The organism is Hymenobacter metallilatus, from assembly GCF_003944705.1.
In the GTDB taxonomy this organism is placed as follows: Bacteria; Bacteroidota; Bacteroidia; order Cytophagales; family Hymenobacteraceae; genus Hymenobacter; species Hymenobacter metallilatus.
Genome location: NZ_RWIS01000001.1, coordinates 319,752 through 332,071, shown reverse-complemented (window position 1 = coordinate 332,071; position 12,320 = coordinate 319,752). Strand labels below are relative to the sequence as shown.

The 12,320-nt window shown below is 57.4% G+C and carries 11 protein-coding genes; 7 read left to right on the top strand and 4 right to left on the bottom strand.

From position 1 onward, the window contains the following. Window positions 1-98 precede the first annotated feature (98 nt). The 7 genes from EI290_RS01305 (at window position 99) to lpdA (ending at window position 7,829) form a co-directional block, all read left to right on the top strand. A complete protein-coding gene (locus EI290_RS01305; RefSeq protein ID WP_125425848.1) occupies window positions 99-1,754 on the top strand; it encodes a M1 family metallopeptidase in 1,656 nt (551 codons plus the stop codon). Between the two features lie 413 nt (window positions 1,755-2,167). Beyond that, window positions 2,168-2,767, top strand: a complete 600-nt coding sequence (locus tag EI290_RS01300) for a Crp/Fnr family transcriptional regulator (protein ID WP_185816790.1) — start codon at window positions 2,168-2,170, stop codon at window positions 2,765-2,767. Between the two features lie 635 nt (window positions 2,768-3,402). After that, window positions 3,403-3,780, top strand: coding sequence for a hypothetical protein (locus tag EI290_RS01295; protein ID WP_125425844.1), 378 nt, complete (start codon window positions 3,403-3,405; stop codon window positions 3,778-3,780). 165 nt (window positions 3,781-3,945) lie between these two features. Next, window positions 3,946-4,401, top strand: a complete 456-nt coding sequence (locus EI290_RS01290) for a hypothetical protein (RefSeq protein WP_125425842.1) — start codon at window positions 3,946-3,948, stop codon at window positions 4,399-4,401. A 61-nt stretch (window positions 4,402-4,462) separates the two neighbouring features. Next, window positions 4,463-5,173, top strand: a complete 711-nt coding sequence (locus EI290_RS22655) for a carboxypeptidase-like regulatory domain-containing protein (protein ID WP_246008815.1) — start codon at window positions 4,463-4,465, stop codon at window positions 5,171-5,173. 179 nt (window positions 5,174-5,352) lie between these two features. Further along, window positions 5,353-5,811, top strand: a complete 459-nt coding sequence (locus EI290_RS01280) for a hypothetical protein (RefSeq protein WP_246008814.1) — start codon at window positions 5,353-5,355, stop codon at window positions 5,809-5,811. Between the two features lie 611 nt (window positions 5,812-6,422). Beyond that, a complete protein-coding gene (gene lpdA / locus EI290_RS01275) occupies window positions 6,423-7,829 on the top strand; it encodes a dihydrolipoyl dehydrogenase (RefSeq protein ID WP_125425840.1) in 1,407 nt (468 codons plus the stop codon). An 87-nt stretch (window positions 7,830-7,916) separates the two neighbouring features. On the opposite strand, the gene EI290_RS01270 is transcribed toward lpdA, so the two are convergent. The 4 genes from EI290_RS01270 to EI290_RS01255 form a co-directional block, all read right to left on the bottom strand. Next, window positions 7,917-8,831 carry a DUF3037 domain-containing protein gene (locus EI290_RS01270; protein ID WP_125425838.1) on the bottom strand — a complete coding sequence of 305 codons (915 nt, stop codon included), beginning with the start codon at window positions 8,829-8,831 and terminating at the stop codon, window positions 7,917-7,919. Continuing rightward, window positions 8,828-9,667 (bottom strand): HipA family kinase, encoded by an 840-nt coding sequence (locus EI290_RS01265; RefSeq protein WP_125425836.1) that lies wholly within the window; start codon window positions 9,665-9,667, stop codon window positions 8,828-8,830. Before EI290_RS01265 ends, EI290_RS01270 begins: the two co-directional genes overlap by 4 nt. Window positions 9,668-9,794: 127 nt before the next feature. Next, on the bottom strand, window positions 9,795-11,471 hold the full coding sequence (locus EI290_RS01260; RefSeq protein WP_125425834.1) for a hypothetical protein: 1,677 nt from the start codon (window positions 11,469-11,471) through the stop codon (window positions 9,795-9,797). A gap of 142 nt (window positions 11,472-11,613) precedes the next feature. After that, window positions 11,614-12,081 (bottom strand): cold-shock protein, encoded by a 468-nt coding sequence (locus tag EI290_RS01255; protein ID WP_125425832.1) that lies wholly within the window; start codon window positions 12,079-12,081, stop codon window positions 11,614-11,616. Between the last annotated feature and the right edge of the window lie 239 nt (window positions 12,082-12,320).

The following is a 12,320-nucleotide window of genomic DNA, read 5'->3' as shown; positions in this document are numbered from 1 at the left end:
CTCTTCGCGCAACAGGCACTCCACCCAAAATCCACCACCAATGCAGCGTTTTGCGCGGGCTGCCGTTCTTTGCCTCAGTACCCAACCAGCGTGTTATCGTGCGTGTTTTTCTAAGTCTGATTTTTACCAGCCTGCTCACCAGTGCCCAGGCTCAGCTGCTGCAACCCAAAGCCGCCTACACCCGCGCCGATTCGCTGCGGGGCTACCAGTCGGCGCTGCGCACCTGCTACGACCTCACCTACTACCACCTCGATGTGCGCGTGGATCCGGCCCGCAAAGCCCTGAGCGGTTCCAACGAGTTCCGCTTCACGGCCATCCAGGATTTCAGCCGCCTGCAGTTCGATCTGTTTGCCAACCTGCAGGTGGATAAGGTAGAGTACCAGGGTAAGCCGCTGCCCTTCACCCGGGAGGCCAACGCCGTATTTGTCACCTTTCCTGCTCCTATTACTAAAGGTAGCCGGGCGGCCTTCACCGTATTCTACAGCGGGCAGCCCACCGAGGCCAAGCAGGCTCCCTGGGACGGCGGACTGGTGTACACTCAGGATGCCCAGGGCAAGCCCTGGGTGGCCTCGGCCTGCCAGGGTGTGGGCGCCAGCATCTGGTGGCCCTGCAAAGACCAGCAGGCCGATGAGGTGGATTCCATGCTCATCAGCGTAACCGTGCCCAAGGGCCTCAAGGATGTATCCAACGGCCGCCTGCGCCGCACCGCGGCCGTGAAGGGCGGCACCCGCTTCGATTGGTTTGTGAGCAACCCCATCAACAACTACGATGTGGCCCTGAACGTGGGCAACTATCAGCACCTGAGCGGCGGTACCTACGCTGGCGAGAGTGGCCCGCTGAGCCTCGATTACTGGGTGCTGCCCGAAAACGTAGCCAAGGCCAAAGCCCAGTTTGCCGCCAACGTGCCGCCCATGCTCAAAAGCCTGGAAAGCTGGTTCGGGCCGTACCCTTTCTATAAGGATGGCTACAAGCTGGTGGATGCCCCCCACCTGGGCATGGAGCACCAGAGCGCCGTGGCCTACGGCAACAAATACCAGAACGGCTACCTGGGCCGCGACCGGTCGGGCACGGGCTGGGGGGATAAGTGGGACTTCATCATCATCCACGAGAGCGGGCACGAGTGGTTTGGCAACAGCCTCACCAGCCAGGATATTGCCGATATGTGGATTCATGAGTCGTTTACCACGTACTCGGAAGCGCTGTTCGTGGAAAACCAGTTTGGTAAGGAAGCCGGCCAGCAGTACATCCACGGGCAGCGCCGCAACATCCGCAACGATGCGCCCATCATCGGCACTTACGGTGTAAACCGGGAGGGCTCCTCGGATATGTACGACAAAGGCAGCAACCTGCTCAATATGATCCGCACGGCCTACGTGCCCGACGATGCCCGGTGGCGGGCGCTGCTGCGGGGGCTCAACAAGGAGTTCTTCCACCAAACCATTACCACCGAGCAGGTAGTGGGCTACTTCAACCAGCAGCTGGGCCAGCACCTCACGCCCGTGTTCAACCAGTACCTGCGCCACTCCGGGCTGCCCATCCTGGAGGTGCGCTTTCCCAAGGAAGGTCCGGCCCAAGCCCGCTGGATTGCCAATGAGGCCGACTTCGCCCTGCCTGTTCGGGTCCGGGTTCGGGGCGGACAGTACCAACTACTGCCGCTCAGCACCACATTTCAGCCGCTGGCTGTTCCCAATTTGACGCGCGAAACACTAGAGGTAGATACCCAAAATTACTATATCGGGGTTCTGGTAGAATAATAGAATGTAAATTGTCTTATTTTGATACCGTTTTTTTCAATTGTGGATGGTGCCGCGTATCGTGCGCCCCGTGAAAACTCGGTAAAGGAAGAACTTAATTATTTGTAGAAAGGTATATTTGCTATGTTTTAATCTGGTCTTAATCTGATAAGATGGTAGGTGTAAGCGAGCTTAGGGCTACTGACTACTCAGGTAAGACGGGATAACAAGCGGTGGTAAATCAGTATTTTTCTCATAAGTGCAGTGGTGGCTGGCTCCAGGTGGCAAGTAAGGTTGGCTGCGCTTTTTACTATTCAGATGACGTTATGATAGCGCCTACGGTTCCGCTTACGTGCCAGGCCTGCCCAAATTTTGAGCGCTCCTTGCTGGGTGCCTGTCAGCACGCAGAGTTATCGTTGGTGGCTGGGGGTAAGTTGCACCAATCGTACCGCAAAGGGCAGGTAATATTCGAGCAGGGCAGCCGGGCCGTGGGCTTGTACTGCGTGTTTCAGGGCAAGGTGAAGATTTCCAAGCTCAGCGCCGATGGCAAAGAGCAAATCATTCGCCTGGCCCGGGAGGGGGATGTGCTCTGCTACCGCTCCCTCATGATGGGTCAGGTGTGCACAACGGCCGCCACGGCCCTTACCGATTGCGTGGTGTGCCTGATTCCACGCCCCGACTTCTTCAGTTTGCTGGAGCAGAACTCCCAGTTCTCTAACTCCTTGCTGCGGCTGATGGCCCGTAACCTCGGGGAGGCCGAGGAGCGCCTGCTGCATACGGCCTACAAACCCGTGCGGGAGCGGCTGGCTGAGGCTCTGCTGCTACTCTACCAGGCCTTCCAGCCCGCTACCGATGTGCCGTTTAGTATCCCCGTCTCGCGCGAGGACCTAGCGGCCCTCACCGGTACCACCAAGGAAACCGCCAGCCGCCTGCTCTCCGAGTTTCGGGACGAGGGGCTGGTAGCTACCCAAGGCAGCCGCATCACGGTATTATCGCAACCCCGGTTAACCCAGCTGGCCAGCTTGTATAACTGAGCCGGCAACCGCCCTGAAGCGCGTAGACGGTGCACAAACTATACTCAAAAGAGCTGCAGGAAACGTCAGAGACCCTCCTTACCCAGCTAGAGCGTGTGGACAGTCACCTAAAAAGAACGCCCTTCCTCGGCTGCGCCCGGAAGGACGTTCTCTGGTAGTACATTGTGTTAACTGTTCACACGTCCTGGCTCGAAAGGGCAGTTTTTCATGTGACAATTCATGCAATCCAGATAAACAGGCCGGTGTTCCCGGTACCGCTTCCCGAGCAGATTATCTGCCCGGGAAGTTTTGTTTCCGGCAGAATAGTGAGTAAACTTTCTTAAATGGTATTATTTATATCCCATTGTGGGTTCCCGCATTGTTTAGGGTGGGAAGAATTTAATTAGAATCATTTTTCCGGTTGAGCTGAATCATTTCTTTCCGGGGAGGAATGCAGGAGTTTTGTAGAGCAAGTCAGCTTGTTCTTCAGTTGGTTAAGCCAGCTGGGCAAGTAGCTGCCTTATGCTCCTGCCGCAGCCCCCTATCCAACTCCCAACGGTCAACGCGTGGACCAATGCGGCGGTGGAAATATGCGGCAGGAGGGAGGTAGTAGTGGCTTTTCACTTCCACTCTTACATTTTCATTTCCCCTGTATCATGGCTTACTCTACGAACAACCCCGCTGGTAAAGTAGTACAAGAAATCATCAACGACCTGCCCGGCCTGGTGGCCGTGGCCGTGGTAGACACTACTTCCGGTATGAGCCTGGCCTCGCACACCAACTCACCCAACATCAACCCCGATACGGCGGCGGCTTACAACACCGAAGTGGTAAAGCAGAAGCAGAAGGCTATGGCAGCCCTCAAGCTTACGGGAGAGGTAATTGAGGATATCCTGATTACGCTTTCCAACCAGATCCATCTGCTCAAGCTCACCGAAAACAACAAGTTCATTTACCTGGTGGTGAACTCCCGGGATACCAACCTGGCCATTGCCCGGGAAGTGCTCCGCAGCCACGCCGCTGCCCTCAACTAAGGGAACGGCCGCGACTCCCGTTGCCGGGGCAGCCCCACCCCTGGTGGCTGCCCCGGCCAAGTCGGGCCCGAACCCTTGCGGTTCGGGTAGCCGGTTCGCTGGCCACACCAACCGGCCAGGCCGGGAGCGAGCGGCTGGTACGCAACGCTTTTGGTGGCTTCCCTTATGCAGATTCCTTTTCTGACGCAACTCCAGACGCTTACCGGGCCCACCGTCAACAAGATTGTGGGCGCGGGGCCGGCCGGCCCCGCCCGTATGGCCGCCGAGCAGCAGCTGCAGCACGTGCTGCACGGGTTACCGGAGCTGCTGGCGGCAGCCGTGGGCGACATTACCTCCGGTCAGCTGCTGGCGTCCTATACCACGGCGCGGGAGTTCAACCCAGCCAAAATCATTGGGTTCAATGCCGAGGTAATCCGGCAGCAGCGGCAGGCCATGCAGGCCCTGCACCTGCCCCCCGAGGAGCAGCTTACCGAGCTGCTGATTACCCTGCGGACCCAGCTGCACCTGCTGCGCCTGCTCCCCGATGGCCAGCGCTTTCTGTACGTGGCCGTGGATTGCCGTGATACCAACTTAGGCATTGCCCGGGAGGTGATGCGCACCTGCGAAACCCGAATGGAGTAGCGGTGGCACCCGTTCTCAGGCAGTTATTTCTTCTTTTCACCCTTATATCCAACTGCTTGCAATGAAACTTACTGCTTCTCCCTTCAACCCCACTACCGGCGAGCTGCTGCCGGTGTACCGCGACGCTTACCTGCGGGGCGACCTGAGCAAAGCTTCCGCCAAAGCCGTGGAGGCCTACCTGCACCGCGACGCCGACAAGGCCCACGAAACCCTCACGCGCTGGGAGCACCTGCGCGCCGCCGAAGAGCCGCAAACGGCCCCCACCTGGGTGCAGAAACAGCTGCTCTATATCCGGACGGAGCCCGTGCGCTTCCGCCGCCGGGCTACCAGCCTGGTGGCCTCGGCCGTGCTGGTGGGCACGATGGTGTTTGCCGGTACCCGCCTGCCCTCCGAGCGCACTCCCGTAACCGATGGTACGCCCACCGAGCTGACGCCCATAGTGGCCGACGCCGGCACCATCAGCGAAGCCAACGCCCTGGTCAGCACCGAGGCCAGCAGTTCCCGCGCCATGCTCACGGTTCGGGGCCGCATTCTGGATGAGAACGGCAAGCCCCTGGTGGGCGCCACCGTGCTGCAGCCTGGCACCTACCGCGGCACCTCTACCAATGCCCAGGGCGAATACGCCCTGCAGGTGCCGGCCGGCACCACGGCGCTGCAATACGGCTACGCCGGCTACCAGGAAGCCGAGCTGGGCGTGAAAAGCACCGGCCACGCCGACGTTACGCTGCAGCCCCGTGCCAAAGCGGCCAAGCGCCACTGGTGGCAGTTCTAAAGGGCAGCCATAAGCCTGCCTCCTTATACCACGGCCGTCGAAACGCATAGCCGGGCTTCGTTGGTTGTGCCGTTGGCGCAACTCGTGTTCAGCAGGAAGGCCCGGCTACTCGTTTTCGCACGTAGCCTGAAAATCCGACGCCGTTGCCAGCGGCATAGTATATCTGCTTAGCTCCCCGCGTGAAACCAAAGTCGTATCGTAAGAAAGCTACCCGGCAGCCCGCCCTGCACAAGCGCCGGCAGGTGCTGGCCCGGCAGGCCGCGGAGCTGATCAACCAGTTCCGGGCGGAGCTGCCGCTGGCCCTGGCAGTAGCGGTAATTGATATGGCCTCGGGAAACAGCCTGGCGGCGCACTCCGCCAGCGCCGGGCTGGATCTGCCGGCCGCGGCCCGGTTTCAGGTGGGGCTGGTGCTGCGCAAGCACCAAGCGCTGGCGGCCCTGGGCCTGCCCAATGAGCAGATGGAGGACGTATTGATTACGCTTTCCAGCCAGCTGCACCTGCTGCGCCTCACGCGCACCGGCGAACAGCTGATTGCCCTGGTAGTAGATGCGCGTACCACCAACCTGGCGCTGGCGCGGGTTATTCTTCGCACGCTGGCCGAGCAGCTGGAAACGGCGTCGGCTCTGCGCGCGGCCTAACGCGAAGTGCTGCTGCAACGCCGCCTGGGTAGCTGCAGGGGAGCCGTTCGGGCGGCCCGGAAGTGAGGCGGCGCTTCGCTCTTTCCTCAGGGCTTCGGCCCCTCGGAAACCCAGACAGAAAGAACCGGTGCTAATCCGGCTCTGAGTTCCGGAGCTGCCGGCCCGTAACTGTAGCTTCCGTGGCGTTACTCTGTCGTTGTAACGGCTCCCCCGCTGGCAGTGGCCGGCAGGGGAGCCGTTTGGCGTGTATGTGGTTTGAGGAAAAGGAGCCCACGTTGCGAACTAGAGCTATGGGCTAGTTCCCCTCCTTGGAAAATTCCGCGCATAAAGCGGCGTGGGCTAGGGGTGGTTGACAATAGCTGTACGGTTTTTAGAATTAGTTTTTAGTTGACGTTCTCATGCAAGATCAACCACCCCTAGCCCACGCCGCTTTATGCGCGGAATTTTCCAAGGAGGGGAACTAGCTCTAGCTCTAGTTCGCAACGTGGTTGAAAATGTGCGCCTTCCACCCATATGGATGTCCAGCCAACACACCTGCACAATTTCCCGGCTTCCCAACTTCCCTGTCCGTACCTTCGCGCACAGTTGATTTCCACCGAATTCACCTTCGCATGAACCAATACGACGTTACCGTTATCGGCTCCGGCCCCGGCGGTTATGTAGCGGCAATCCGCTGCGCCCAGCTCGGCCTCAAAACGGCCCTCATCGAGAAATACGACACCCTGGGCGGCACCTGCCTCAACGTGGGCTGCATTCCCAGCAAGGCCCTGCTCGACTCTACGGAGCACTACCACAATGCCGCGCACACCTTCAAGGAGCACGGCATTGAGCTGAGCGACCTGCAGATTAACATGAACCAGCTCATCGACCGGAAAAACGGGGTGGTGAAGGCCAATACCGACGGGATTCAGTTCCTGATGAAGAAAAACAAAATCGACGTCATCCACGGCGTTGGTTCGTTTGTCGATAAGAACCACATCAGCATTGCGCCCACGGCCGGCGGCGAGGCCCAGCAGATTGAGACGAAAAACGTCATCATTGCTACCGGCTCCAAGCCCACCGTATTGCCCTTCATCCAGCAGGACAAGCAGCGCATCATCACCAGCACCGAGGCTCTGAACATTCGGGAAGTGCCCAAGCACATGATTGTGATTGGCGGCGGCGTAATCGGGCTGGAAATGGCCTCGGTGTACGCCCGCCTCGGCGCGAAAGTGTCGGTGGTGGAGTTCATGGACTCGCTGATTCCGACTATGGACCGTGGTCTGGGCAAGGAGCTCAAGCGCATCCTGGGTAAAATCGGCATCGAGTTCTTCCTGAGCCACAAAGTAACCGGCGCTACCCGCGAGGGTGACGCCGTGACGGTAACCGCTACCAACCCCAAGGGCGAGGAAGTGAAGTTTGAGGGCGACTACTGCCTGGTGGCCGTGGGCCGCGCGCCCTACACCGCGGGCCTGAATCTGGAAGCTGCCGGTGTGCAAATGGAGGAGCGTGGCCGCATCAAGGTCGATGAGCACCTGCAAACTTCGGTACCCGGCATCTACGCCATCGGCGACGTGGTGCGCGGCGCCATGCTGGCCCACAAGGCCGAAGAAGAAGGCGTGTTTGTGGCCGAAACCATTGCCGGCCAGAAGCCTCACATCAACTACCTGCTCATCCCCGGCGTGGTGTACACCTGGCCCGAAGTGGCCGGAGTAGGCTACACTGAGGAGCAGCTGAAGGAGCAGGGCAAAGCCTACAAAACCGGCTCGTTCCCCTTCCGCGCCTCGGGCCGCGCCCGCGCCTCCATGGACCTCGACGGCTTCGTGAAAGTGCTGGCCGATAAGGAAACCGACGAAATCCTGGGCGTGCACATGATTGGCCCCCGTATTGCCGACCTCATCGCCGAAGCCGTAACGGCCATGGAGTTCCGCGCCTCCGCCGAGGACGTCGCCCGCATGAGCCACGCCCACCCCACCTATGCCGAGGCTATGAAGGAAGCCTGCCTTGCCGCTACCGAGAACCGCGCGATTCACATGTAATTCCTGCGCTTGCGCTAGAAACAAAAAGCGGCGGCAGCTCCTAGGAGCTGCCGCCGCTTTTTGTTTCTAGCGCAATACGATTTTGAATTAAAAGGATGTCGTTATGACATCATGTTGATTAGTTGGCGTGTTGAGAAATGTCCGTGCACCAGTCCTTTCAATTTGGTCGGCTATTAACTCTGCTTCATCGGTTGGAATTACCTTTAACATAGGCTCTTCCTGAATAGCACGCCAGAACTTATGTTTGTCAGGGTCTGCTCGTTCATCTGGCTCGTCTGCTAACAGATACAGAATATTCGACTGGGGCTTTTGAGGCTTGTAGTGTTTGCTAAGACTTTTAATTGCAAATCGACACTCGCTGAAATGCTGTTGTAATGTGTCCATGCTCAGCTGCTCAAGATGTAAGCTATGGGCACCAATCAATGAGCCATTCATACCTATACAATCTAAACGAAGGTTGAAGAAAAGGTCAGGTAACAGCTTGGGCGTTAGAGTTATATTTGTGTGAACCTGAGGCTTGACACGCTGGATCAATGTTTTGACAGACTCATTGACTAACGTCTTCCGCTTAGGTTGTTTTACTGAATCGTCTGAATCTACAAGGCTTGTATATAGCTGATTAAAAACAAGCGCTGGGTTGTCGCCATCGAACATAGCTACATTCATTGGATGATCCACTCTAAGTAATCCATTAGAATACTTAGTCAGGTATTCCCAATCCGAACGAGACATAAGCTGTGTCAGTTCGGGTAGACGTTCTGATACCATGGCTTGACTTCTAGCAATGGTATCTGTCTCCACTCGAGCTTCAATTTGTCTAATCGCATATCGGATAGCCGCTTCTGCATTGCGAGCAAGTAATATGGCGAGCTTGAGTTTGCGCTTAGACACTCGTACCTCGTGCTGCATTCCATCGAACAGCACCAGCCCCACGACCACAGCTTCGCCTGATGCCGGATTGGGCATAATGCGTAACAAGGTGTAAAAAGCAGTCGTGTTCATGATAGTGGCAAAGAAGCAAAAAATTCTTCCCAGAGTCGTTCTAATCGTTTCGGACAGAACAGGAAGTAAAACAAATGAGTTTGCTCAGATTCATTTAACTGAAAAGGTGCTGGTAATAAGCTGCATACGTGAGCAAAGTTCTTTTGGCAAGTTTTGATCCTAAGATAGTATCCTGCTTTTAGCTCGGTTGTCCATAGAAGAGGCCATTTCTCTCTCCATGAATTCAATACAGCTTTAGCTATGCTTGCCTGAGAGAGATTTATATTGTAGCTAAAGTAAGTTTCTTGGTGTTCGAGCTCCTCGAAAGGCCGTGATGTAAAAGTGAAAGCATGATCAATAGCCCAACATCGAAGCCTATTACGGCCAACAGATAAGTCAGGGGCAATGATCAGATTATGGTGACTAGCTCTCCGGTCATCATTGCTTACCCAAGCATCGAATAAGGAAATCCATAATAGATCATCAGGATTTGTGAGAGTTGCTAGCTCTGAGGATGAGCCATGTTGAATGAAATCACTGCTATCTATCGAGCCATGAACCTGCTTGGAGCCGAAAGCAGGTTGATTTAGGAAACGGATTGCTGACTGAGCGGCAACCGGAAATGTTGGAAATATTTCCGTTGGTACAGTAAGAACTGCAATATCAGGTGTTGGAATATTCCATAGCCTTAATAGGTAGTGGCATAGCCATTCGCATTTAAGCTCATAGGGCTGATAACGTGTGTACTTTAGATAATACATCTCCCCGTTCTCTGCCATTACCAGTAGGGGCTTGTGCAACGTATTGATTACTTCACGTACTGTTCGCACTCGATACAATTCTGGCGACGTCAGCATAGAGTATTCAAAATATCATTACATGGCTGATAGCAAACCATAATGAACGAAAGGATGCAAAGGTAGACTTCACAGTTCACTTACCAATACAACATGGGTGTTGAAACATATAGAAAAGAGAGGCGCCTTACGTCTTCCGCACCAGTTTAAAACCATCCTTCGTCACTTGGTACTGCTGGCCCTGGATGGTGATGGTTTCGCCCTCCAGTAGCTTGCTCAGGTCCAGGAGGTCGGCCTCGATGGTGTGGAGGCTGAATCCGTGCTTGCGGGCTAGGGCGAGGTACTTGGGGTTGATGTAGTCGTGCACGCCGCAGAGGATGATGCGCACGTGGGCGGTGGTGTTTTTGAGCAGCCGGGCGTCGCGGGGGAAGGTGTAGTTATCGGCAATGAGGATGAGCTCGGCCGAATCGGGGGCGGCGGCCAACTGCTGGGCGTAAAGCAGGGCTTCGGCGTCGTTTTCGGGCGCGTCGCCGCCGCCGCCGGCCTTCATGGTTTCAATGAGCTTGTTTTTGATGGCCTCGTAGCTGTCGGTGCGCACGTGGTAGAGGCCGCCGGTTTTGCCCACGCGCTTGTCTTTGTCGGACTGGTCGTTGCCGTCGTTGAAGAACACGAAGGTTTTCTCGTCTTCGAGGGCGCTGAGCTGCAGCCAGGCCAGCAAATCGTAGGTGTAGGGGAACATGCTGCCCGTCACGTCCGTCACCACCACTTCCTTGCTCCACTCGGGGTGGCGCTGCAGCACCCGGCTCACCACGTTGGCATCGGGCGGCAGGGCCAGCTCGGGGGCGGCCGTATCGGCGGCGGCCCGCAGTTCGCCTTTTTTCGTGATGCGTGCCTCGCAATAGTCGTTTTTATGCTGCTTGTTCTTCTTTTTCAGGAACACCCGGTATAGGCGGGCCGCCGAATCGGGAAGGGCGAAGCTGGTAAAACCCATATCGGGCGGGCCCAGCAGCTGCAGCGGCCCCAGCGGCAGCCGGATGGCACCCTTGGCAATGAAGGGGAACATCCGGCGGTCGATGGGGAAGCCGGAGGTGAAGGCCACGCTTTTGCGGATGGCTTCTTCCAGCTCCGCCACGCATACGGGCCGGGCCGTGGGCAGCACCTTCACCGTCTGAATAGCGCCCCGGGCATCCACGCTCAGCTGAAACTGCACCACTTGGGCCTCACGCTGGGGGCACCGGTAGAGGCGGCGCAGGCTGCGGGCCATCTGGCGGTTGCTGAACCGGGAGCCGGGCAGGTTGCAGGCCACCTTCTTGCCCTGGGCTTTCTTGCTGGCTTTGGGGCGCTTCTTCTCCAGGATGCGCAGCTTGCGGGTGAGGCTGTCGAGGTCGGCGCGCATAGTGGCGGCGGTGGCGTGCCGGGCCACGTACACCACAAACCCGTGGAAAAACGGCTGGCACTCGGCGGGGCTGTTGCAGCCGGTCTGCTCCACCAGCGTCCACGTCACCGATTCATCCTGCAGCAAGCCCGGTACGCCGGCCGCCAGGTTGCGGATGCGGCTCAGGTTAAGCTGGCGCTGATTGAACGTGGGGTTCAGCCGAAAGGCCGTGTACACCAAATCAATGCGTACAATGTGGCGCTCCTGCAGGCGCAACGCTTTCAGCTCGGCCCCCGAGAAAGTGGCGGGCAGCTGCAGGGCCTCCAACTCGGGTAGGGGCTGGTAGCGCGCGGTGCGGTAGGCGTTGAGCTGGTCGTAGAAGGCGTCGAGGTCGGCCGCGGCGGGCGGGGCCGTTTGGGCCCGGGCGGTAGCGGATACAAGAACAAGCAGCAAGGCCCACCACAGGGCCCGGACGGATACAGCCGGCATGGATAACGTAGCGTAATGAACTAGTCCGTAACATACGGATTTGGGCGCTATGCTAATCGTGGCTGCTATGCCGGCCAACAAAAAAGCGCCATCTACTGCGGGAGTAGCTGGCGCTTTGCGTATACGAAGCGTATGGGTTGGGCTATACGGCGGCGGCTAGTTTTACCCCTACCGCGCTGGGGCCTTTCTGCCCCATTTCCACCTCGAAGGTTACCTTGTCGTTTTCCTTGAGCGGAGACGATGCCTGCACCTGGTTTACGTGCACGAAAATGCTCTCGCCGGTTACTTTATCCTTGATGAAGCCGTAGCCTTTCGATTCGTTGAAGAAGGTAACGGTACCGGTGCGCACGGCATCCTCTTCCGACTCCACCACGCGGGCCGCGCCCAGCTGAATGTCTTCCAGCTTAATCTCCTGCTTTTTGCGGTTCGGGTCCGGGGGAGTGGAGCTGATGTTGCCGAACTCGTCCACGTACGCCAGCATATCGTCGAGGCCCTGGCCCTTTTTAGCATTGGCCTGGCGCTCCTCCTTCTTCTCCTCTTTGTCCTGCCGTTTTTTCAGGCGTTTTTTCTCGTTTTCCCTCTTGCCGAAGGTGGCTTGTGATCTACCCATTCGTGTATGTCAGCGTCTTAAAGTAGCGGCCGTTCTGACGAAGAACAGCCTTAAAATGGTAAAAAAGAGTATCACTTTGGTACAATCCTGACCGCAGGAAAGTTCCTGTAGCCGGCCCCGGCGCAACCCACTTCCGAATGACTTTTCCGGAAGAAAAAAGCGCAGCGAAAGCAGAGAAGCGGAATGCCGGCTGAACTACTGCCGATTAATACGCCGGCAGCCGTGGGCTGCTGCAGTGA